This window comes from Nocardia sp. NBC_01329, assembly GCF_035956715.1.
Classification (GTDB): domain Bacteria; phylum Actinomycetota; class Actinomycetes; order Mycobacteriales; family Mycobacteriaceae; genus Nocardia.
Genome location: NZ_CP108381.1, coordinates 434,231 through 457,701 on the forward strand (window position 1 = coordinate 434,231; position 23,471 = coordinate 457,701).

Consider the following 23,471-nt stretch of genomic DNA (forward strand, 5'->3'; position numbering starts at 1 on the left):
GTTCATGCGGGCACCCCCAGGATGTCGGCGACGGTCCGCAGGGCGAGCAGGCCGCGCTCGGGGTCGGTAGCGGTAGTGGCGGCGGTCGTGGCCGGGCGTCCGTCGCGCACCGCCGCGCCGATCGCGCGACGTTCCCCGGATTCGAACGCACCGAAAGTGCGGCGCAACAGCGGGACGACTTCGACGAACTGTTCCTCGGCCAACCCGGCGAGCCAATCGTCGATGAGTCGCAGCAGGGCCCGGTCGTGGACCAGCACCAGTCCGCGGCCACCGACGAAACCGTCGACCCATGCCGCCTTCGCGGCCGCGGTATTGCCGACCGACAGCGCCGCCGACAGTCGCCGGGCCGCCTCGTCGGTATCGAACCGGTCGGCGTCGCAGAGCAGGCGCACCGTCCGGCCCACCAGCAGACCGTGCACATCGGGCCGGTCGGCCAGCCGAGCCAGTACCGCCAGCCACTGTCGGGTGGATTCGGCGTGGTCACGGGTGCGAATCGCGGTGGTGGCGGTATCGAGCTGATCGCGCAACGCCGCCGCGGTGTCATCACCGAGCCCGGTGACCGCGGCGGGTAGGCCGGCGCAGATCCGGATCAGCATGCTGTCCGCGACGTGGGTCAGAGCGGAGGTGTCGGTGCCCCGGACATCCCCATAGCGCAGTGTGCGGAGCACTCCCGGCAGCGCCGCCAGCAGATGGGTCATATCGTGGTCCACCGCCGCCGCCGAACCGAGGCGGCCGATCAGTCCGTCGAGAGCACCCGGCAGTTCGGCGAGCAACGCGAATTCCAGTGCCTCGGTGAGTTCGGTGACCCCGCTGCCGGGCCGTGCGGCCGTATCGAGGATCTTTGCCTCGGCCGCCACCCGCACGGTGGTGCCCCATCGGGACGCCTCGATCACCCGGACCGCGAATTCCGGTTCCCAGCGCAGTTCCCAGGTCTCCCGGAAAGTGCCCGTCGACCGCACTGTGCCGGCGCTGGGGACGCCCCAGTGCACGCCCAGGAGCCGGAGCCGGTGCAGCAGCCGGGATCTGGCGATATCGCGCTCTTTGCGCAGGTCCAGGTCCAGAGTCCGGATCAGCGTCTCCTGCTTCAGCCGCAGGGTCCGTGCCTCGGCTCGGAGATCGGCTTCCAGCGGTACGGTCGGCGCCTCGGACGGTACGGCGCCGAGTGCCTCGCCGACGACCAGCTCCATACCGACCGAGCGCAGCACGGTCTCGTCGCCCTCGCACAGCACGGCCCGCGTCGCCTCGGTGACCTCGGACAGTCCGGCCAGTGGCCGGCCCCGTAGGGCGGCCAGGGTTTCGGCCAGCCGTACGGCCTCGATGATGTGGGCGCTCGACACCGGCAGGTCGTGGCCCCGCAGGACGCCGGCGACCTTGGTGAGCCAGGAGGCGATGGGCCGCTCGGTCTCGGTGAACAGATGGTGATACCACCCCGGCGAGGTGACTCCCGCGCCGTAACCGGATGCCGCGGCGAGCCGGGAATGCGTCCACGGCACCCAGGTCAGGGTGGACTTGACCTTCGGGAGACCTTTCAGCAGGCGGATATCCGCAGCGGCCGGGCCGAGCGGCTCCTGGAGGGCGGGAGCATGCCACGCGCCGCAGACGACGGCGATCCGGCGGGCGCCGTCCTTGCGTGCCTTGCGCAGTACCTGTCGCATATGGGCTTCCCGGATCAGCGTGTGCCGATCGAGCACCAGCGGTTCGGGTTCCGGTGGCGCCGGTTCGGTAGCGCCGCCTTCGTCGACCGAGGTGGCCGGGAAACCGCCGGACGGATCATCGGCGGCCGGACCGCCCGGTTCACCCTCTCCCGCTCGGGGTTCCGGCTCACCGGCGTCGGTGCCGGTCTCCGGTTCGATGAGTGCGGTCTCCCGGAGCGCGGCCATGGCCTCGGTGATGGCCGCGAAGGTGCCGGTGTCCGAACTCGATTCGACCACCGCGTCCCACCAGCGCTCGGCATCATCGTATCCGCCCGCGGACGCCAGTTCGGCGAGGGCGTCGCGACCACCGGACCGATCGTCGACCGCCAGTACCTGGGCGGCGGGCAGATCGCAGAAGCGGACCGGCACATCGTTTTCCACCGCGTAGCGCAGCGCCTGCCATTCCGGGGAGAACACCGCGTAGGGCCAGAACGCCGCGCGCGCCGGCTCGTCGGAGACATAACCGAGCAGCGCGACCGGTGGCGCCATCGATGCGGCGGCGGTGTGGATCACCAGCGGGTCCGCGTCCGCCGGACCTTCGATCAGCACGGTGTCCGGCCGGAACTCTTCCAGAGCCAGGCGCAGCGACCGGGCCGATCCGGGACCGTGGTGGCGTATTCCGTAGACCCGGGTATGCCCGGGGTCACCCGCGTCCGCGGGGCTCATCCGTTGATCTCCCGGCAGGCGCGGTAGAAATCGGACCACTCCCGGCGTTCGCGGACCACGGCCTCGAGGTATTCGGTCCACACCACCGAATCGGCCACCGGATCCTTGATCACCGAACCGACCACCGCGCCCGCGATATCGGCCGCCCGCAACACCCCGTCACCGAAATGCGCCGACAGAGCCATACCGTTGGTGATCACGGAGATCGCCTCGGCGGTCGAAAGTGTGCCCGACGGGGATTTCAGTTTGGTCCGGCCGTCTGCGGTCATACCCGCCCGCAGCTCCCGGAAGATCCGCACCACGCGCCGCACCTCCTCGGCGGCGGCCGGGACCTCGGGCAGTTCCAGGGCCGAGCCCAGCTGTTCGACCCGGCGGGTCACGATATCGATCTCGTCGGCCTCACTGCCCGGCAGCGGGAGCACGACGGTGTTGAACCGGCGGCGGAGCGCCGAGGACAGCTCGTTCACACCGCGGTCCCGGTCGTTGGCGGTCGCGATGATGTTGAAACCCTTGGCGGCCTGGACTTCCATCCCGAGTTCGGGGACCGGCAGGGTCTTCTCCGAAAGGATCGTGATCAGGGCGTCCTGCACATCCGAGGGGATCCGGGTGAGTTCCTCGAGCCGGGCGATCGCGCCGGTACGCATGGCGTTGAGGATCGGTGAGGGCACCAGTGCGGCCTCGCTCGGCCCTTCGGCGAGCAACCGGGCGTAGTTCCAGCCGTACCGGATGGCCTCCTCGGCGGTACCCGAAGTGCCCTGGACCAGCAGGGTCGACGATCCGCTGATGGCCGCCGAGAGGTGTTCGGAGACCCAGGTCTTGGCGGTGCCGGGCACACCGAGCAGCAGCAGGGCGCGATCGGTGGCCAGGGTCGCGACCGCGACCTCCATGAGCCGGCGCGGTCCCACATACTTCGGCGTGATCACGGTGCCGTCGGCGAGGGTGCCGCCCAGCAGGTAGGTCACCACCGCCCACGGCGACATCGTCCAGGAGGGCGGGCGCGGCCGGTCGTCGGCGGCGCCGAGGGCCCGCAGTTCGTCGGCGAACGACTGTTCGGCATGCGGGCGCAGCAGTGTCGGGGCGGATTCGGTGGCGACAGTGGTCATTTCAGCTCCTCGAGCATCACGGATCGTTGGTGGAGGTCGTGGGCGAGCGTTCCGAGGGCCGCCGCCCAGTCGTCGGCTTCGCAACGGCCGGCCAGCGCGGTGACCGCACCCGCGCATTCGGGTGGTAGATGGAGGGTGGCGGTGTGCAGCAGTGAACGGTGCGCGCTGGGATAGGTCCCCGGTGCGCCCCGCCGGGCCGCTGCCGTCCGGGCTCGCTCTTCGAACAGGTGCAGTAGGTGCCGGGCGAGTTCCGGTGGCCAGGGATGGGCCATCGCGGGCAGCAGGGATTCGAGTTCGGACAACCAGGCCGACCCCAGCCCGAGCAGATGCCGGAGCTGATCGCCCGAGGGGATCAGTGCGAACAGTTCGCGACGGCGCAGGATGGCCAGATTCGACGGCAGGCCGGCGGTGAACAGCGCGTGGCCCCAGTCGGTATCGCGCTGGGCCAGCGCCGCGTCCATCCAACCGTCGAACAGCGGTTGCCGGAAGCGATCGTCCACTCGCGTGGCACAGGCGCGAACCGGCGGGCCGAGCGGTTCGGTCCAGTAACTCAGTGGCAGTCCGGCGACCAACTTCCGGAGTCTGGTAGCGGGTAGATCCGGTCGCCCGTTCCACCGGTACCCGAACTCCGTGGTGCTGTCGGTGAATCCGTCGCGGATCGAAGCCTTGTCGAGGCTCTCCGGAATACCGACGATCAGCTCGGAGCCCTCGCCCGAACCGGCCTCCGCGCATTTCAGCCAGGCGGTCGCGCGACCGGTCATCCGTTCGGCGAAAGCCGAGCCCGGCAGGCGGGCCAATAGCTCGGCGGCGGTCCGTCGCACATCACCCCGGCGATCGTCCAGCGCGCGTTCGAGCAGATCCTCGTCCTCGGGACTCGATCCATCGGCCAGTACGCCGAGCAGTTCCGCCTTGGGCGCGCCCGATTCCCGGGACCAGGCCTCAGCCAGCGCGTCGCGTGCGGCCGCCGGATCGCGGCGCCGCAGATCGGTCAGCCACCGCAGGCGTTCCGGTGGCCGCCCGAGGTGCCAGGTCTCGTTCTCCGGCTCGGGTTGTGCGGTATCGCGCCGGACCAGATCGTGCCAGCGTGGAATCCGCCCGGCCAGCCAGCGGCCGCGAGCCCCGGCCAGTGCCAGCGCCGCCTCGCGCAACTCGCTGTTGCCCGCGGCGAATTCGAGCAATTGGCCGGTGAGCCGATCCGGGGCGCGGTAATCGTGTGGCGCCGCGGCGGCAAACCATTCGGGTAGGAAATCGGGACGGGATTCGATCAGCAGGGCCAGCCGGTCGGCCGCCGGGCGCGGCAGTACCGGACGCGGATCCTCGGCGGCCGGTTCGCCGGGCACTTCGATCCGGCGCGGCAGATACCCGCCGCGAGTCCAGGCCATGTCCAGCGCGGTGGTCTCGAGCAGCCGACCGGCGGCATCCCGGCCGGACAACGCCGTGACGGTCGCGGCAACCGGTTCGGGAAGTCCCGGCGGGTCGGCCGCACCTCGCGCGGTGCCGAGTAGGGCGATCGACGCCGCCTCGGGTGTCGCGGTGACGGCCGGACCGGCGGAATCCGCCGGCGGGCCGGCATCGTGGAATTCACCGCCGACCACTACCGAGATCACCTCGAGTCGGCGGCCGGTCCAGGTGCCGAAGACGGTCACCGGCCACCCTCCGGACAGTGCGAGCAACCGCCACGGCTGTTCGGGTGTCTCCAGCGGCAGCGCGCTACCGTCGGGTTCGGCGAGCAGCCAGTCCTCGCCCTGCTGAGTGGGTGTCACTCCGCGCAGCAGTACGGGCCAGGATTCGAGCCAGGGATCGGCGGCCACCGCCGCCGCGAAATCCGTCAGTGCTGTGGCGATACTGCCCGACCCGGCAGTCGCCGGCAGTTCGGCGGCCGTGGGTGCCGTGTCGTCCCGGTCCGGTCCCACCACGGCGCGCAGCGGCGCCGCCACCGGATAGAAGTGCAGGTCGTATTCGGCCGTCAGCCCGATCGGCGGGGTGTTCGCGATGAAGACGGGGGAGCCGAACGAATGGTCGACCAGCAATGCCCAGCGGCCGGTGCGCATTCCGTAGAGCCAGGTGAGCCGGGTGTGCAGCCGCTCCTCTTCTCCGGTGCGCATTCCGACGGTCAGCCATCGGTCGCCGACGGTGGGTTCGGCCTGTACCGAATCCGCGGAGGTCGGATACCCGATCCGGCTGCGGACGGCGGCCGCCAACGGGGCGGGCAGCGCATCCAGTTTCGTATGCGCGGTGATGAGCAGGTGCAACCACGAGAACCGGCCCAGCACCACTTCCGGCCAATCCGGCCGCCGCACCACGGCATCGGGCAGACGGCGCATCGCCGCGGCTGCCCCCGGTGCCTGAGCGTCCACCAGCCGCGCGGCTACCGCTTCGAAAGCCGCGTGTGAGCGATCTGTCTGGGCCAGCCCGGTGCGTACCTGGTCGGCGAGCCAGGTGCGGAGCTCGGCCAGTCCGGCCTCCACTCGTTCCTGCCGTTGCTGCGTGGTCGCCGGACCGTCACTGCGGAGTTTCTTCGGCGGGGCGGCTGCCTTCTCCGCGCGCCGGCCCATCCATTCGGCGGCGAAATCGGCCGTATCGGCGGTTTCGGTCACCGTGCCCGTCGACCAGAGCATCAGCAGCGACAGGGCGTGTTTACACGGGAACTTCCGGCTCGGGCAGGAGCAGCGGAAGGCGGGGCCGGTCAGATCGACGATCGTCTGGTACGGAGTTTTCCCGCTCCCCTTGCACAAACCCCACAGTGCCGTTTCGGAGCAGCCTGTGCCGGACCATTTTCCGGCCAGTTTGCGTGCGGCGGCAAGCGAACTCGTATCGGGTGCGAGTGCGCTCACCTGGTTGTCGGTCCACCGTTGTGTCATCCGGCGAACCTGTTTCGGTCGGTCATCGTGCCCCCGTTTCTCAGTCCCGAGATTTCTATCGCATCCCACCGACAGAATCTCTTCGCAGTCCGGTCACCAGCGGAAGGTCTTGTCGCCGAGCCGTATTCGGGCGCCGCGTGCGTACCGGAAATGTTGCACGATCCGGGCGTCTCTGGCATTCTGTTCTGTTCGGCCAGACCGAGCCACCCCCGAAGGGTGACACACCGACGAGCTACCCGACGGGGTTGGCGAGGGGTGGCCATCGGCAGCCGATCGGCCCGGCCGATGACCAGATCCCATCCCCGCGGGTCAGTTCGCGCCGTCGGCCGTGCGCAGCTCCCAGGCGTCCGGTTCCGGTGTGGTGTCCGCAACCGTCCGGGACGGAGCCGCGAACCGGCTCTGTCCGGATCGGCCGCTATCGGGTAGCGTTTCGCAGAGCTTTCGACCGTACGGCCACATGCGGGGGCTCGACAGGCGTGTGGCCTCGAGGGGTGGAGAACTTTCGTGGAGCCTGGGCGTGCCGAATCCGGGGAAATATCGATAGGGCTCACCGAATTGATCGCCCGCCGTATCGATACCGATCCGGAACTTCCCGGCAAAGCGGCGGCAATCGTTCGTGCGGCCCTCGAAGCGTCGAACACGTCGGCCGAATCCGCCGGTGGCGCGGCAAGCCCGGCGATCGCCGGGGTATTCCTGAACGCCGTCCGGGTGGGGGGCTTCCGGGGCATCGGTCCCGAGACCACCCTCGACCTACCGGCCGGGCCGGGCCTGACGCTGGTGACCGGCCGAAACGGGAGTGGGAAGTCGAGTTTCGCCGAAGCCGCGGAACTCGCGCTGACCGGAGGTAACCGCCGCTGGGACGGCCGCTCGGCCACCTGGCGCGAGGGTTGGCGAAATCTGCACCGGACCGGGCCTGTCCGGGTGGAACTGGAAATGCGTACCGACGGTCCGGAATCAGGGCTCACCGTCACCCGGGAATGGGACACCGACGAGCCGCTGTCGGGCGGTGTCTGGACCCAGCGCCGCGGGAACGGCCCGGAGCGGGTGTTCGACGGCGGCGCCTGGGCGATGCCCATGGAGCTGTACCGGCCGTTCCTGTCCTACAGCGAGCTCGGCGCGCTGGTCGACGGTAAGCCCAGCGAACTGTTCGACGCTCTGCACCAGTTGCTGGGCCTGGACGAGCTCATCGCCGCGCACGAGCGGATCCGGGTCCGCCGCCTGGATCTGGAGCGGGCGGCCCGGACCGCCCGCCGGGAACGGCAGACCCTACTGGCCGAGCTCGCCGAAGTCACCGATCGCCGTGCGCTGCGCGCCGGTGCGCTGCTGCGCGATCCGATACCCGCAATCGCCGAACTCGAGGAGTTGACGGCCGATACCGCCGCCGGTCCGGAACCGGAGGCATTACGCGCGGTGCTGGCCCTGGAACTGCCCTCCGCAGACCGTATCGAGGCACTGGCCGAGCGGATCTCCGCCGCGGTCGCCGCGGTCGCCGGGGCGACCGCACCCGAAGTGGTCGCGGATCTGCGAATACTCGAGCTGTTGCGCGCCGCGTACGCGCACGTCGTGGACCACGTACGGATCGCGCCACCGGCGTCGTCGGCCGATCCGGCGCTGCCCGCCGGCCCGGACGCCGAGCGCGTCGGCCACGACATCGTGCCCTGCCCGGTATGCGGTCACGGCACCCTGGACCGGCAATGGCTGCTCGACACCGCGGCCGCCATCGACGGTCTTTCGATACGGACCCCGGATCTGGCGCTGGCCCGCGCCGATCTCACCGGAGCCCTCGCCGATCTGCGGGCGTCGACGGGAAACCTTCCACCGGAACTGATCACCGCGGGCGAAAACGCCGGCCTCGATACTGTCGGCCTGATCGAGACCTGGGCTCACTGGGTGGGCCTGCCCGAGGCCCCGCAACTCGACGAGTTACCCGGCCGTCTGCGCGCCGTTCACGAACGCTTGTGCGCGGAGCTGGGTTTCGCCCAACAGCGCGCCGGAAAGGAACTCGACCGGCTCGACGAGGCATGGGCGCCGTTCGTGCCGCGGCTGCGAGTCTGGCTCGAACTCACCCGTGCCGTCACCGCGCAGGCCGCCGAGCTGCAGACCACTCGCGCGGCCGAGGAGTGGCTGAAATCGGCTACCGCGCGAGTGCGCGACGAACGGCTCGCCCCGTTGGCCGGAACCGCGCGGTGGGTGTGGCAGACCCTGCGCCAGCAGAGCAGCGTCGAACTCGGCGGAATCCATCTGCAGGGCAACGCGAACAGCGCCCGCCGGGTCCATCTGGAGGTGACCGTCGACGAGGTCGACGGTGCCGCGCTGGGCGTGATGAGTCAAGGTGAACTGCACGCGCTCGGACTGGCGCTGTTCCTGCCGCGCGCCACCGTCGCGGCAAGCCCGTTCCGGTTCGTCGTGATCGACGATCCGGTCCAGGCCATGGACCCCGCCAAAGTGGACGGGCTGGCCCGGGTCCTGGCCACTGTCGCCTGGGAACGGCAGGTGGTGGTGTTCACCCACGACGACCGGCTGGCCGAGGCGGTGCGGAGAATGCAGATCGATGCCCGGATCATCGAAGTACAGCGGCGAGAACGGTCGGTGGTGGAAATCCGCCCCGCCGGCGACCCGGTGCACCGCTACCTCGATGATGCCCGTGCTCTACTGCGCACGCCGCAGTTGCCGCGCACCATAGCCGATGAGCTCGTGGCCACCTGTTGCCGTTCCGCGCTGGAAGCGGCGAGCCTGGCCCGGGCGAAACGGGTGCTGCTGGCCGACGGAATGGATCACCGGGAGGTGCAGCGGCGCATCGATCGAGCTCAATCCACCCGGGCCATGGTCACTCTCGCGGTGCTGGGTCCCGGGCATCGGATCGACGACCTGAACAAACAGCTCGCCCAGGAGGGCCGGTGGGCGGTCGAGGTGGTCCGTGACGCTACGGCCGGGGCTCACGTTCCGATCGAGCGTGATCTCGCTGAGCTGATCGCGGATACCGAACGCTTCGCCGAGTGGCTGGCGCAGTGAACGCGCGCCGGTCCGAGGGGGCGAGGCGGGGCCTCGGCGGGCGAAATCGCTCCGGCCGAGTACGGCCCCGCCCGGCCGGTGAGACGGTGCCGCGCCCCAGCATCGGGGAAAGGCTGGCGGCGGCCGACCGGCTCCTCGACGGCTCGGTGCCCGCCGCCGGCGGCGTCTGGTCGCGCGCGACGGCGTGGATCCTGCGGATAGCGCTCGAACAGGCCGTGGACGATCTGTGGTCGCGAACCGAACCCGATCTGGCACGCTGCCCGATGCGCGCCCAGCTGCTGGCCCTGCGGGTGATCACCGACCCGTTCACGGCGGCCCGGATCGCCGCACTGTGGACCGCGCTGTCGCATGCCACCCATCACCACGACTACGAACTCGCGCCGGGCGTCACCGAGCTGCGCCGCTGGCGCGACGACACCGCCCGGATAGCCACGGAACTGGCCGCCGTCCCCGGATGACCGTGCCGGCACAGCCCGCCGAGCCACCGCCACCGGGCAGAATCGGAAGTGTGGACGATACGAAGCCGTGCCCGTGCCGTCGCGGCGATACCTTCGGTGAATGCTGCGGACCGCTGCTGGCCGGTCGTCCGGCACCCAGCGCCGCGGCGCTGATGCGTTCCCGGTTCACCGCATTCGCCCTCGCCGATACCGGCTACCTGCTGCGTTCCTGGCATGCCACGACCCGACCCGGAGAGCTCGAGCTCGATGCCGACCGCCGCTGGCTCTTCGTGGAGATCCTGCGCACAGCCGGGGGCGGCCCGTTCGACGAATCGGGGACAGTCGAATTCACCGCGCACTATCGTGACCAGGCCGGTCGCGGTCGATTGCACGAGACCAGCAGGTTTCTCCGGGTCGACGGGTTCTGGCAGTACCTCGACGGCGAGATCGAACGATGGTGACCCCGCACCGGTCGCCCGGCTGCGGGCCGAGCCCACCGGTATGGTGCCCCTCATGCCGCGTATCGCCATCGAATACTGCACCCAGTGCCGCTGGCTGCTGCGGGCGAGCTGGATGGCGCAAGAACTCCTGACCACCTTCACCACCGATTTAGGTGAGGTCGCGTTGATTCCCGGCGAAGGCGGGGTCTTCCGCATCACGGTCGACGAGGTGCAGATATGGGAGCGCAAAGTCGACGGCGGATTCCCGGATATCGCCGTCCTCAAACAGCGGGTCCGGGACCGGATCGCCCCGGCGCGCGATCTGGGTCATATCGACCGCGACCGTGCGGCCGTGGATCCCGATGCCGCGAAATGATTTGTGGGCAGGATCGGAGCCTCCGGTTTCAGTGGCCGAACCGCGCTCTGTCCCCGGTCACCCGCGAATATCGAGGCGGTCCAGGGCGGAAATCAGGCGCAACAACCGCCCCCACAGCAGCCACCCGCCGACGCGGCGGGCGCGGATACCGCGGGGGCGGCCGCGCGGCCGGTGGTCGCGAAAGTGGTCAGCAGCTTGACCGTGTCGTCGTGACCGTGCGGGCAATGCGCCGGATCCGAAGCCTGCGCCATCGGACGGTTGACTTCGAAGGTATCGCCGCAGCTGCGGCAGCGGAACTCGTAACTCGGCATATCCGAATTCTAGAGCCGTCCGGGGGCCGGTATTCGCGGAGCAACGCGACATTTCCGAAACCGAAGTGTAACCACTTCGGTCGTACCCTCGAATGCACAGGTAGAGGAGGTCTGTGATGAACGTCCAGTGCTTCGAGGTGCCGCCTGCGGTCGGTGACGAACGCGCCCCGGTGGCGCGAACCGAGTTCGGTGCGGTCCGCGGCACCCGGGAGGGCGCGGTAGCGGTCTGGCGGGGTGTACCGTACGCCGCCGCGCCCGCCGGTCCCCGTAGGTTCCGGCCCCCACGGCCCCCGATGAGCTGGGGCGGGGTACGCGATTGCGTGGTCTCCGGGCAGATCGCACCACAGGATATGGCCAACACCGTGCCCATCGACCAGTCGCTGGCGATGGGCGAGGACTGTCTGTGGCTCAATATCTGGGCCCCGGCCACGGCCTCCGACGAACCCCGGCCGGTACTGGTGTGGTTGCACGGCGGCGCCTACTGCCTGGGATCGGCCGCCCAGGCCGTCTACGACGGCCGCCACCTCTGCGAAACCGGCGACGCGGTGGTGGTCACGGTGAACTACCGGATAGGCGCGCTCGGGTTCCTGGACCTGTCGTCGCTGTCCGACGAGTTCGCCCCTAATCTGGGCCTCCTCGACCAGCTCGCCGCCCTGGAATGGGTACAGGACAATATCGGCGCCTTCGGCGGCGACCCGGGCAATGTGACTCTCTTCGGAGAGTCCTCCGGGGCGGGTTGCGTCACCGCGATGCTGACGGCGCCGCGTGCCGCGGGCCTGTTTCAGCGCGCCATCGCGCAGAGCCCGCCCGCGACCACCGTGTACGGGCAGGAACGTGCGGCCGGTGTTGCCGAACGGTTCCGCCAACTGATGGATCTGCCCCGGGCCCGCATCGGTGAACTGCTCGAATGCCCGCTCGAACGGATAGTCAGGGCCGCGGCCGTACTGATCGACGAGGTACCGTTGCAGGCCCCCGGGACGCTGGCGGCGGCCCCCGTGGTGGACGAGGATCTGCTGCCCGGATACCCGACCGACCGTTTCCGGGACGGCCGATCCCATCGTGTCCCCCTCATCATCGGCACCAACAAGGACGAGGCGTCGCTGTTCCGGCTGTTCCGGTCGCCGATCATGCCGGTGACTCCGGAAGCGGTGAATACGATGCTCGAACAGGTGCAGGCCGGGCATCCCGGACTGTCGGCCGAACGGCTCGCGGAGATCACCTCGGTGTACCCCGACCTGGCCAAGCCGCGAGGAGCGCTGGCCATGTCCACCGACGCTGCGTTCCGAATGCCCGCACTATGGGTCGCTGACGGCCACGCGCAACACTCACGGACCTGGATGTACCGCTTCGACCACGCCACCCCCATGCTGCGGGCAGCTCGGGTCGGTGCCGGCCACGCCACCGAACTGCCCTACGTATTCGGCAACTTCGGCACTTTCGACCACGACCCCACCTTCTGGCTCGGCGGCCGCAAACAGGCCACCGAGGTATCGGGCCGGATGATGCGCCGCTGGCTGGCCTTCGCCGCCCACGGCGTCCCGGCGGCCCTGGACGGCTCCAAACACTGGCCGCCCTATCACCCGGAATCCCGGGAAACGCTGCTGATCGACACGATCGACCGCGTAGCGCCGGATCCGGAAGGTGATCTGCTCACCGCATGGGGGGAACGAGCAGTAGGTTTCGCTTGAGCTGTGTTTTTGGCGCGCTGGCGCGCGCGGGGGTTGAGGCCCTGAAGTCTCGCCGTTCAGGCCTCGAGACTCGGACCCTGGCCTGGGTGGGTTCACCTCGGCCGAAGGTGCTCAACGGTCGGTCCATCGGATGGCCGACCGCACGTCGCATGCGCTTCGAGGCCTGAACGGCGAGACGGCCTCAACCCTTTGGGGTGTCTCGTATGACTCGACTCGGGTAATTGTTTCGGGATTCGGGTGGTTGTTTCGGGATTCGGGTGGTTGTTTCGGGACTCGACGTCTGGATCGGCTGCCGGCTCGTGTGGGCGGCCGAGCTTGTATGCGATCACCGTTCGCGGACGGGTCGGGCGCTCGGGCGCTCGGTCCGAGTTCGGCGAGGCCGGTCCGAGTTCGGCGAGGCCGGTCCGCGGCACCGAAGGCGCGAAATTACACGTCGGTGGAGAAGCGGATGCCGCCGTCGGGGATCTCCACGCCGGGCCAGACTCGGGCACCGCGGAGCAGTTCGCAGCGGGCGCCCACGCTGGCGCCGTCGCCGATGACACCGTCGCGGACCAGGGCGCGGGGGCCGATACGGGCTCCGAAGCCGACTATGGAGCGTTCCACCGTGGCCCCGGCTTCCACCTTGGCGCCGTCGAACAGGATGGCGCCGTCGAGGCGGGCACCCGCTCCTACTTCCGCCCCGCGACCGACGACCGTACCGCCGATGAGAAGTGCGCCGGGGGCGATACCGGCGCCTTCGTGGACGAGGGATTCGCCGCGCTGGCCGGGGAGTGCGGGGGAGGGGGCGATACCTCGGACCAGGTCGGCGGAGCCGCGGACGAAGTCCTCGGGGGTGCCCATATCCCGCCAGTACGAGGTGTCGACGTGTCCCTGGACGCGGGCGCCTTCGGTCAGCAGAGCGGGGAACACTTCGCGTTCCACCGATACCGGGCGCCCGGCCGGGATCTTCTCGATGTACTCGCGCCGGAAGACATAACAACCGGCGTTGATCTGATCGGTCGGCGGGTCCTGGGTCTTCTCCAGGAAGGCCGTGACGCGGCCGTCGGCGTCGGTCGGTACGCAGCCGAAGGCACGCGGGTCGCTGACCCGTACCAGGTGCAGCGTGACGTCGGCCGCGGTTTTCTCGTGGGTTTCCAGGATGGAGCGCAGATCGGTACCGCCGAGGACGTCACCGTTGAACACCATGACGTTCTCCGCGGTGAGCCGGGGTAGCACATTGCGGATACCGCCGCCGGTGCCCAGCGGTTCGGTCTCGGTGACGTACTCGAGGTCCAAGCCGAATTCGGCGCCGTCGCCGAAGTACTCCTCGAAGACCTCGGCCTTGTAGGAGGTGCCCAGCACGACATGGGTCAGGCCGGCGCTCGCGATCCGGGTCAGCAGATGGGTCAGGAACGGTACCCCGGCCGTCGGGAGCATCGGCTTGGGCGCCGACAGGGTCAGCGGCCGCAGCCGCGTCCCCTTTCCGCCGACCAGAATCACCGCGTCCGCGCCTGCTTGTGATGCCATGGAGCTCCCTTGTCCCAATTCGATCATCGACCCGGCACGGTGGGCGGTGAGTCGTCTATCCGGCCTGCTCCCGCTCCCGTGCTCGCAGAGCGGATCGAACCGCAATCCGGCAGCGCACCGCAAGTCCGGCCTTCAGCGCCCAGCGCAGTGGGGCCTGCCACCAGTGCGGATGCCGGTCGGCCTGGAAGCGGTAGGCGCTGGCGTGGTGGGCGGGCAGCATCGTCTCGGGGTGGCGGCTGGCCGCGTGCCCTTTGGCATGTGTGACCTCGGCGCCGGGAATGAAGACGTTGTGCCAGCCGGCCCGGCCCATCCGGTCGCCGAAGTCGACGTCCTCCATGTACATGAAGTAGCGGGAGTCGAAACCCTCGATCGAGTCGAACGCCGCGCGCCGCACCAGCAGGCACGAACCGGACAGCCAGCCGACGGTCCGTTCGGAGATCTCCTGGTTCTCCTGGCGGTAGCGGCGGGTCCAGGGGTTGGTCTTCCAGACGGCACCGAGTATCGCGTGACCGGCACCGTCGAGGATTCCGGGGACCGATCGGGCGGAGGGGTAGACGCTGCCGTCGGGTTCGAGAACCATGGGTCCGATGGCGCCGGCCCGGGGCCATCGCTGGGCGGCCTCCAGCATGATGTCGATGGAATCGTTGCCCCAGCGGATATCCGGGTTGGCGATCAGGACGTATTCCAGGTCGGGGTCCAATTCGGCGACGGCCCGGTTGATGGCGCCGCCGTACCCGATATTGCCGCCGGTGGGTAGGAAACGCACATGGGCGTTCGCGTCGGCCACGAGTTCGGGGACGCCGTCGGTGGAGCCGTTGTCGGCTAGGATGACCTGCGGCTTCTCCGCGGTGGCCGTTGTCAGGGTGCTGATGAAATGCTCGAGATGTTCGCCCGGCGAATAGGTAACCGTGACCACGGCCAGACGTGGGCGGTCGTGCGGGTTATCGGAAGCGTTCACAGCGCACCACCCTAACGGGCGGCCCGGGTGAGTGCCTCGGTCAGCGCGGATTCCCACGGGCGCAACGGTGTCAGGCCGGCGTCGTGCCAGGCGGTGCCGGACAGTACGGAGAAAGCGGGCCGGGGGGCGGGCCGGGGGAATTCCGCGGTGGTGCACGGCCGGACGCGCTCGGGGTCGGCGCCGATCCCGCCGAACACCGCGCGGGCCAGATCGAACCAGCTGGCCCGCCCGGCGTTCGTGGCATGCAGCACAGCGGGGGCAGCGGGGCGCGCGGCCAGCTCGAGCAGCCCGGCGGCCAGATCGGCGGCGAAGGTGGGGGAGCCGATCTGGTCGTTCACCACCGATACGGTGTCGCGTTCCCGTTCGAGCCGGCGCATGGTGGCCACGAAATCACCGTCGGTCCCGGAGTACAGCCAGGCCGTCCGCACGATATGGGACTGTGGGCAGAGTTCGCGCACCGCGCGTTCGCCGGCGAGTTTGGAGCGGCCGTACACCGTGGTCGGACCGGTGGGATCGGCCGGTTCATACGGGCTCGTGGCGGTCCCGGGGAAGACGTAGTCGGAGGAGAGGTGGACGAGCCGTGCGCCGGCGCGGGCGCAGGCGGCCGCCAGTACCGCGGGGCCGGTCTCGTTTCCGGTGAATGCGGCCCCGGGCTCGGATTCGGCCCGATCGACCGCGGTGAACGCGGCACAATTGAGCACGATATCGCCCGGGCGGACCACCGATTCCACCGCTGCCCGATCGGTGATGTCGAGCTCGGCCCGAGAGAAAGCGCGGATAGCGGGTATCAGCCGGAGTAGTTCACGACCCACCTGGCCACCTGCCCCGGTGACGAGGAGGCGGTCGGCGACTTCGGTTCCGGGTGGTACGGCGGCGCTCACCGGCCCAGTCTGGCACGCCGTCGGCCGCCGAATCGGGGTAACCCGGGCTGCTGTTGGTTAGCCTGCGTGGGGCGAAAGGTGTTTCGACGGCATACGCGAAATGGGTCGGGGTCCTCGACCGATCCGTACGGTCGGGGCCCGCCCCGGTTCTGGAGCGACAGGGCGAGGGAGCGCAGCGACTGAGCGGCGGAGTGAAGAACCGGGGTCACGAGGGCCCCGGACGCGCGGCGCCGGAGGCGCCGCCATCGACAAGGGGAGAGGAAGTCCGAGGTGGCGCAGCGTGGGGAGCCGACGTTGTGGAGTCCGGTGCGGGTTCTGGTCGCATCGGTTGCTCTCATTGTGCTGGTCGCAACCGGGTTCGCCTGGCGCGGTGTGGATTCGCTGGTTTCGAATATCGAGCGGATCAGCGATCTGGGCTTGGGTGGACACAGCGACGGCGCGGTGGACATCCTGCTCGTGGGCGTGGATTCCCGGACCGACGCGAAGGGTGATCCGCTCAGCGACGCCGAGCGGGCCATGCTGCACGCCGGTGACGAGATAGGTACCAATACCGACACCATCGTGCTGATCCGAGTTCCGAACGACGGCCGGTCGGCGACGGCGATCTCGATTCCGCGCGACGCCTACGTCGATATCCCGAGTTCGGGCAAGGGCAAGATCAACTCCGCGTACGGGGTGACCAAACAGACGGTGCAGGAGGATCTACTGGCCGAGGGCGTATCGGAGGACGACGCCGAGGCGCAGTCGACGCAGCGTGGACGGCAGGCGTTGATCGAATCGGTGGCCGGGCTCACCGGTATCACCGTCGATCACTACGCCGAGGTGAGTCTGCTCGGCTTCGTCCTGCTGACCGACGCGGTCGGCGGCGTGGATGTCTGCCTGCGCCATGCTGTCGACGAACCGATGTCGGGAGCGTATTTCCCGAGTGGCCGGCAAAAGCTCGACGGACCCCAGGCACTGAGTTTCGTGCGGCAACGCCACAATCTCGAACGCGGTGATCTGGACCGTATCGTGCGCCAGCAGGTGTTCATGGCCCAACTGGTGCATCAGGTTGTCAGCGCCGATACGTTGAGCAATCCGAGCCGGTTGCGCGAACTCAGCGACGCGGTGGGGCGCACCGTAGTCCTCGACGAGGGCTGGGATCTGCTCGGATTCCTGACCCAGCTCCAGGACCTGGCCGCCGGGGAGGTCACCTTCGAGACCGTTCCGGTCGCCGATCTCAACGGCACCACCTCCAACGGCGAATCGGTGGTCCGCGTCGATCGCGACGAAGTGCACGACTATGTCGCGGCGCTGGTCGGGGAGGAGCCCACCAGCCGGGCCGCGACCGAGACCACCACACCGAACGTCAACCCGGCGAATGTCGAGGTATCGGTCTACAACTCGAGTACCGTTTCCGGATTGGCGGGTGCGGTCGCACAGGAACTCCTCGGTCTCGGTTACACCCAGGGGGCCGTGGGTAACTATTCCGATGGGTCGTCGGTGTCGCAGAGTCAGGTGCGCGCCCCGTCGGCGTCGGATCCGGGCGGTAAGGCGGTCGCGGCCGCGCTGGGCGGGCTTCCCGTAGTGTCGGATCCGTCGATCGCGACGGGAGCGGTGAACGTGGTTCTGACGAGCGACTACGCTGGCCCCGGATCCGGTAGCGGTGACGTGATCGATTTCGGCAGTACGTCGACCTCGGCCACCCCGGTGCCGCCCGCGCCGCCGATCGCGGCGGCCGAAGACGGACCCACCTGTGTGAATTGAGCGCCGAAAGCAGACGATGCGTGACATAGACCAGGCAACGACCCTCCCCGAAGCGATCCTCGAGCCGATTCTGGAACGTGACCCCGCAGGCCCCCGCGTCACCTGGTACGACGACGCGACCGGTGCCCGGATCGAGCTGTCCGGGCTCACCCTGGCCAACTGGGCGGCCAAAACCGGGAACCTGATCCGCGACGAATTCGGGCTCACCCCGGGTGCCCGGGTCGCGGTGCTGTTACCCGCGCACTGGCAGACCGCGGCGGTCCTGCTCGGCTGCTGGTGGGCCGGAACCGAAGTGGTACTGCGCGCCGATCCCGACGCGGAGCTGGTTTTCGCCGCCGCGGATCGGCTGGCCGAAACCGAGGACGCACCCGAGGTGGCGGCCCTCTCACTGGACCCCATGGGCGGACCGGTCCGCGATCTGCCGATCGGGGTCACCGATTACGCGTCAGCGGTCCGGGTGCACGGCGATCAGTTCCTGCCCGGCGGCACCGGTGCGGCCCTGGACGGTATGCCGGTCTCCGAGGTCCTCGCCGAAGCCCGGAAATCGGCTGCTCGGCAGGGCTTCTCCGAAGGCGATCGGGTGCTGTCCAGTGCCACCTGGGACACCCCCGCCGAATTGATCGACGGTTTTCTCTCGGTGCTCGGCGCGGGAGCCTCCCTCGTGCAGGTGGCCGAACCCGATCCGGCGCTGCGGGCGCGGCGGGTGGAAACCGAACGGGTCACCCACGTTCTGTGACGCGTCTCCTACCACGGTAGGTCCCGGGCTCCGACTCCGGCAGGTTCCCGGGTCGCCGGATATTCCGTAGCGTTCGTATCGGGTGGTCCTCCGGTGCCGGTGGACGTTGGAATACGACCGGGCCGACCGGCCGCCGTATGTGCGTCCCTCGGATCGCGGAAGAGCGGCGCACGAAGCCGTCGGCACGACAGGAGTGGGTGGGATGAAGCCGGAATACGTTTTCCGCTGGGTGAATCAGCACGGTTTGATCCGGGTCGCGAAGAAGGCGCAGTTGCGCCGGGGGGATCTGTTCGCCCGCCTCAACGGTGGTCCCGAGGGGATCACGAACCCGTACCCGCTGCTCGAGGAACTGCGTGGAGAGGGCGGAGTACACCGCGCCGGGCCTCTCTGGATCACCGTGGATCACGCAGTGGTTCGGGAGGTGTTGCGGGACAATCGCTTCGGAGTAGGTATGCCTGCGCTGATCCGGCTGCCGGAGTTCGGCCGCCGCGCCCTGGCCCGGCGGCCGATCCCGGCCAACCCCGTCGATCCGCCCTCCATGCTGATGCTCGACCAGCCCGAACACACCAGGATGCGCAAACCGGTCGCGGCGGCGTTCACTCCGCGTGCCATCGGGCGCTTGCGCGATCGGGTCGTCACGGTCACCGAGGAACTACTCGGCGCCCTGCCCGAGGACGGCCCCGCCGATCTGGTGGGCCAGTTCGCCGCGCAGGTGCCGATTGCCATCATTTCCGAAATGCTCGGTTTCCCCGACCGCGATCGGGAGATGTTCCTCCGCTGGGGCGATGCGATCAGCCCGCTGCTGGATATCGGGATCTCGTGGAGCGCCCACGAACGCGCCATGCGTTCCTCGGAAGCAGTGCAGAACTATCTGCTGGACCATATCGGCCGACTGCGCACCGAGCCCGGTGACGATATCCTCAGCAGCCTGGTCGGCAAGGGCGAACTGTCCACCTACGAACTCTGTGCCTCGGCGACCCTGCTGATGGGCGCGGGTTTCGAGACCACGGTCAATCTCATCTCCAAGGGCATCGTACTGCTGCTCGAACATCCCGATCAGCTCGCCCGCCTGCGGGCGGAGCCGGACCTGTGGCCCGGCGCGGTCGAAGAGATCCTGCGCTTCGACCCCCCGGTGCAGACCACGGCGCGGCTGGCACACACCGATGTGGAAGTAGTGGGTCGGCGGTTGGCCGAGGGCACGACCTTGGTGCTGTCGCTGGCCGGCGCCAACCGCGATCCGGCGATATTCCCCGATCCCGCCCGCTTCGACATAACCCGTCCCAACGCCAGGGAACACGTCGGCTTCAGCAGCGGAATCCATGCCTGCCTCGGCGCCGGCCTCGCCCGGATGGAGGCGGCCCACGCGCTGCGCGCCCTGTTCGAACAGTTCCCCGATCTCCGGCTGAGCGGTCCGCCGCGGCGCCGGCAGCTCTACACGCTGCACGGCTACGAGAGTCTGCCCGTGCACACCGGTCCTCGCGTTCGCGCCCGGGAGTCCATCGGGTGATCCGGGCGGTTACCGACATCGGTGATGTCACACTCACCGCGCCCGATTCGTCGGATCTCTGTAGACAGTCACCCGACCCGAGGAGATCCACATGTCCGTCGAGATCAGCAACCCGCCGGCTCTGCACGATCCGGTTCCGTTCGGCTACAGCCACGTGGCCGTCACCAGCGGCGAACTCGTGTTCGTGGCCGGCCAATACGATTCCGACGCGCACGGCACCACCACCACCGATGATTTCGCCGGTCAGGTCGCCCGGGCGTTCGACAACCTGGGCATCGCGCTGCGTTCGGTGGGACTGGATTTCGCCGATATCGCCCAGCTGCGCACCCATATCGTCGACCACGACGCGGCCAAACTGACCGTCGTCGGCACGAAGATCGCCGAGATCTGGGGAGGGCGGCCACCGGTTCAGACGCTGATCGGCGTCGCCGCCCTGGCACTGCCGACCATGCTGTTCGAGGTGGACGCGGTGGCCATCCGACCCTGATCCGGGCGGCGAGGCAGAATCGGGGGATGGCGGATGTCGTAGTGGTAGGTTCCGGCCCCAACGGCCTCGCGGCGGCGGTGGCCATGGCCGCCGCGGGGCTCGAGGTCGACGTGTACGAGGCCGCGGAAACTCTGGGTGGCGGCTGTCGTACCGCCGAAACGACCCTGCCCGGTTTCCGGCACGACGAATGCGCGGGCGCACATCCGATGGCGGTGGCCTCGCCCTTCTTCCAGGCTTTCGACCTGCCCGCGCACGGGGTCGAACTGCTCACTCCCGAGGCCTCTTACGCCCATCCGCTCGACGGCGGCGTCGCCGGAGTGGCCTGGCGGGATCTCGACCGGACTGCGGCCGGCCTCGGCGCCGACGGCAAGGCCTGGCGATCGCTGTTCGGCCCCCTGGTCCGCGACTGGCCGGGCGTGGCGCGGACAGCGATGTCGGATATGCGGCACATACCACTGGGCCCCGCCACGATCCGGTTCGGCCTGCGTCTGCTCGAACAGGGGTCCCCGCTCTGGAATACGAGGTTTCGCGGCAACGTCGCGCCCGCCCTGTTCACCGGGGTGGCCGAACACGTCATCACTCCGCCGCGCGCACTACCGGCAGTGGGCGCCGGACTGCTGCTGGCCACCCTCGCCCACGCGGGCGGCTGGCCGGTGCCGCGCGGCGGTAGCCAGGCGATCATGGACGCGCTGGCCGCCGACCTGCGCCGCCGCGGTGGACGACTACACACCGGCCACCGGGTGGACTCGCTGGAAGAATTCCGGACAGCCCGCGCGATCCTCTGCGATACCTCGCCGACCGAACTCGTGCGCATCACCGGCGATCGGCTCCCGGCCGGCTACCGTCGCCGAATCGACCGCTACCGCTACGGCGGTGGCGCCTGCAAGGTGGACTTCGCGTTGGCGGGCCCGGTGCCCTGGCAGGCTCCGGGATGCGCCGAAGCCGCAACACTGCACCTGGTCGGCAGCCGGGCCGAAGCGATGGCCGCCGAACACGCCGTGGCCGCGGGAATACACACCGACCGGCCCTTCACCCTGGTCATCCAGCCCGGGGTCGTCGACCCGACCCGCGCCCCCGCAGGACAGCACACCCTCTACACCTACGCCCACGTTCCACACGGCTCCGACCGTGACGTCAGCGAACTCGTCACCGACCAGATCGAACGATTCGCACCCGGCTTCCGCGATCTCGTCCTCGCGAAACACGTCCGTACAGCCGCCGAAATGCCCGCCCACAACGCGAACTACATCGGCGGCGATATCAACGCCGGCGCGATGACCCTCGCACAGACCGTCTTCCGGCCGGTACCGCGCTGGAATCCCTACAGCACCGGACTACCCGGCGTATACCTGTGTTCCGCGGCCACCCCGCCCGGCGGCGGCGTCCACGGTATGAGCGGGGTGCATGCCGCCCGCCACGCGCTACGCACGGTCTTCGGCAACCACACCGACCCCCTCACCCTGCTCACCGCGGCTCCCGGGTCGAATCCGGCACCCTAGGGTTCGCGTACGGTCTCGCGATACAGATCCGGCTCCAGATAGATGACCCGCGCCGCGGGCACTGCCGCGCGCACCCGGCTCTCCGCCGCGTCGATACCCGCCGCGATCTGCGCGATATCCAGCCCCGGTGTCACCGCGACCTTCGCCGCCACCAGCATCTCCTCCGGCCCGATGTACTGGGTCTTGATATGGATGAGACGGTCGATCGTCGTCCCGTCCACCAGGTTCGCGCGAATCGCCTCGTCCTCCGCGGCGGTCGCGCCCTCACCGATCAGCAGACTGTGCATCTCGATGATCAGCACGATCGCGATAACACCCAGCAGTGCGCCGATCGCCAGCGTGCCGACACCGTCCCACACCGGATCACCGGTCACCATGGTGAGCCCCACACCGCCCAGCGCGAAGATCAGCCCGATCAACGCACCGGTGTCCTCCAGCAGCACCACCGGCAACTCCGGGCTCCGCGAATTACGGATGAACTGCCACCAGCTCGCCCGCCCCTTCAGCGGCGCCGACTCCTTCACCGCGGTACGGAAACTGAACGTCTCCAGCACGATAGCGACCACCAGGATCACCACGGCCACGATCGGCGAACTCAACTCCTCGGGATGCTGGATCTTGTGCACACCCTCGTACAGGGCATACACCGAACCCAAGGTGAACAACACCAGCGCCACTACGAACGAATAGAAGTAGCGGCTCCGGCCGTACCCGAACGGATGCAACTCATCGGCTTGCTGTTCGGCGCGATTCTGCCCGAACAACAACAGCCCCTGATTGGCGGTATCGGCGACCGAGTGCACCCCCTCCGCCAGCATCGACGCCGACCCGGTGATCGCGGCACCCACGAACTTCGCTACCGCGATCCCGGCGTTCGCCGACAACGCGGCAAGAATCGCCTTCTTACTTCCACCAGCCGACATCCGCCACCCTCCTGTACTACGACGCCCGAACCATCCGCATCGCTCCGATACGACAGCCGCGCAACAGCCTATGCTGTGTTCATGGCGGCGCCTTCGGCGCCGCGGGTCGGGGCCCTCGTGACCCCGGTTCTTCACTCCGGCGCTCAGTCGCTGCGCTCCATCGCTCTGTCGCTCCAGAACCGGGGCGGGCCCCGACACGGGTGGCCGGCTATCCGGAGTAGAGGGAGGTGGGTGCGGAAATGTGTCCGGGGGCCGGGGTGGGCTGACCGGTCTGTAGGTGCTCAATGGTTTTCATTCTCGGGACCGCCACCTGCTCGCCCTCAGTCGCTCTCGGCCGGGGGCGCCCCAGGGACGGAGGGCGGACCATCCGGAGTAGACGGAAGCCGTTGTGGCCGTGGCCTCTATATGCCCAGTTCGATTCACAACCGACCCGCCCGCGACCGATCTACATGCCACCACCGAGATATCGAACCCGACGCAACCGTACGAGTCGTGTCTTACGAGACACCCCAAAGGGGTGAGGCCGTCTCGCCGTTCAGGCCTCGAAGCGCGAGTCTCGAGGCCTGAACGGCGAGACCTCAGGGCCTCAACCCCCGTGCCGCCGCAGGCGGCGCCGAAAACACAGCACCTTCACGAGTGG

At 69.1% G+C, this 23,471-nt stretch carries 18 protein-coding genes; 10 read left to right on the plus strand and 8 right to left on the minus strand.

Annotated elements, in window-relative coordinates; translation table 11 throughout:
• Window positions 1-2: 2 nt before the first annotated feature.
• The 3 genes from OG405_RS01980 to OG405_RS01990 are packed head-to-tail and all read right to left on the minus strand — an operon-like array spanning window position 3 to window position 6,324.
• Complete coding sequence (locus tag OG405_RS01980) at window positions 3-2,360, minus strand: DUF5682 family protein (RefSeq protein WP_327149933.1); 2,358 nt, start codon at window positions 2,358-2,360, stop codon at window positions 3-5.
• Complete coding sequence (locus OG405_RS01985) at window positions 2,357-3,463, minus strand: ATP-binding protein (RefSeq protein WP_327149934.1); 1,107 nt, start codon at window positions 3,461-3,463, stop codon at window positions 2,357-2,359. Before OG405_RS01985 ends, OG405_RS01980 begins: the two co-directional genes overlap by 4 nt.
• The gene (locus OG405_RS01990; protein WP_327149935.1) at window positions 3,460-6,324 is read right to left on the minus strand and encodes an SWIM zinc finger family protein; all 2,865 of its coding nucleotides are present in this window, start codon (window positions 6,322-6,324) and stop codon (window positions 3,460-3,462) included. Before OG405_RS01990 ends, OG405_RS01985 begins: the two co-directional genes overlap by 4 nt.
• 504 nt (window positions 6,325-6,828) lie before the next feature.
• On the opposite strand from OG405_RS01990, the gene OG405_RS01995 reads away from it, so the two are divergent.
• From OG405_RS01995 to OG405_RS02010, 4 genes are all read left to right on the plus strand, one after another.
• The gene (locus tag OG405_RS01995) at window positions 6,829-9,336 is read left to right on the plus strand and encodes an AAA family ATPase (protein ID WP_327149936.1); all 2,508 of its coding nucleotides are present in this window, start codon (window positions 6,829-6,831) and stop codon (window positions 9,334-9,336) included.
• Window positions 9,337-9,422: 86 nt separating this feature from the next.
• Window positions 9,423-9,794 (plus strand): hypothetical protein, encoded by a 372-nt coding sequence (locus OG405_RS02000; protein WP_327149937.1) that lies wholly within the window; start codon window positions 9,423-9,425, stop codon window positions 9,792-9,794.
• A gap of 50 nt (window positions 9,795-9,844) precedes the next feature.
• Window positions 9,845-10,234: a YchJ family protein gene (locus OG405_RS02005; RefSeq protein WP_442790643.1), complete on the plus strand. Its 390-nt coding sequence runs from the start codon at window positions 9,845-9,847 to the stop codon at window positions 10,232-10,234.
• A gap of 52 nt (window positions 10,235-10,286) precedes the next feature.
• Window positions 10,287-10,589 (plus strand): SelT/SelW/SelH family protein, encoded by a 303-nt coding sequence (locus OG405_RS02010; protein ID WP_327149938.1) that lies wholly within the window; start codon window positions 10,287-10,289, stop codon window positions 10,587-10,589.
• 92 nt (window positions 10,590-10,681) lie between these two features.
• On the opposite strand, the gene OG405_RS02015 is transcribed toward OG405_RS02010, so the two are convergent.
• Window positions 10,682-10,900, minus strand: coding sequence for an FmdB family zinc ribbon protein (locus tag OG405_RS02015; protein WP_327149939.1), 219 nt, complete (start codon window positions 10,898-10,900; stop codon window positions 10,682-10,684).
• 116 nt (window positions 10,901-11,016) lie between these two features.
• Between OG405_RS02015 and OG405_RS02020 the strand changes: the two genes are divergently transcribed.
• Complete coding sequence (locus tag OG405_RS02020; protein WP_327149940.1) at window positions 11,017-12,588, plus strand: carboxylesterase/lipase family protein; 1,572 nt, start codon at window positions 11,017-11,019, stop codon at window positions 12,586-12,588.
• A gap of 426 nt (window positions 12,589-13,014) precedes the next feature.
• Here the strand turns inward: OG405_RS02020 and OG405_RS02025 are convergent, their stop codons facing one another.
• The 3 genes from OG405_RS02025 to rfbD are packed head-to-tail and all read right to left on the minus strand — an operon-like array spanning window position 13,015 to window position 15,933.
• Window positions 13,015-14,094, minus strand: a complete 1,080-nt coding sequence (locus OG405_RS02025) for an NDP-sugar synthase (protein ID WP_327149941.1) — start codon at window positions 14,092-14,094, stop codon at window positions 13,015-13,017.
• Between the two features lie 55 nt (window positions 14,095-14,149).
• Entirely contained in the window at window positions 14,150-15,052 is a 903-nt protein-coding gene (locus tag OG405_RS02030; protein ID WP_327149942.1) for a glycosyltransferase family 2 protein, read from the minus strand.
• An 11-nt stretch (window positions 15,053-15,063) separates the two neighbouring features.
• On the minus strand, window positions 15,064-15,933 hold the full coding sequence (rfbD, locus tag OG405_RS02035) for a dTDP-4-dehydrorhamnose reductase (protein WP_327149943.1): 870 nt from the start codon (window positions 15,931-15,933) through the stop codon (window positions 15,064-15,066).
• A 270-nt stretch (window positions 15,934-16,203) separates the two neighbouring features.
• On the opposite strand from rfbD, the gene OG405_RS02040 reads away from it, so the two are divergent.
• From OG405_RS02040 to OG405_RS02060, 5 genes are all read left to right on the plus strand, one after another.
• Window positions 16,204-17,679 carry an LCP family protein gene (locus OG405_RS02040; protein WP_327149944.1) on the plus strand — a complete coding sequence of 492 codons (1,476 nt, stop codon included), beginning with the start codon at window positions 16,204-16,206 and terminating at the stop codon, window positions 17,677-17,679.
• A 16-nt stretch (window positions 17,680-17,695) separates the two neighbouring features.
• Entirely contained in the window at window positions 17,696-18,415 is a 720-nt protein-coding gene (locus OG405_RS02045) for a TIGR03089 family protein (protein WP_327149945.1), read from the plus strand.
• Window positions 18,416-18,617: 202 nt separating this feature from the next.
• Complete coding sequence (locus OG405_RS02050; RefSeq protein WP_327149946.1) at window positions 18,618-19,922, plus strand: cytochrome P450; 1,305 nt, start codon at window positions 18,618-18,620, stop codon at window positions 19,920-19,922.
• Between the two features lie 91 nt (window positions 19,923-20,013).
• Complete coding sequence (locus tag OG405_RS02055; RefSeq protein ID WP_327149947.1) at window positions 20,014-20,409, plus strand: RidA family protein; 396 nt, start codon at window positions 20,014-20,016, stop codon at window positions 20,407-20,409.
• A gap of 26 nt (window positions 20,410-20,435) precedes the next feature.
• A complete protein-coding gene (locus OG405_RS02060; protein ID WP_327149948.1) occupies window positions 20,436-21,908 on the plus strand; it encodes a phytoene desaturase family protein in 1,473 nt (490 codons plus the stop codon).
• Here OG405_RS02060 and OG405_RS02065 read toward each other — a convergent pair.
• On the minus strand, window positions 21,905-22,831 hold the full coding sequence (locus OG405_RS02065) for a cation diffusion facilitator family transporter (RefSeq protein WP_327149949.1): 927 nt from the start codon (window positions 22,829-22,831) through the stop codon (window positions 21,905-21,907). The two genes, OG405_RS02060 and OG405_RS02065, sit on opposite strands and share 4 nt — an antisense overlap.
• Window positions 22,832-23,471 lie beyond the last annotated feature (640 nt).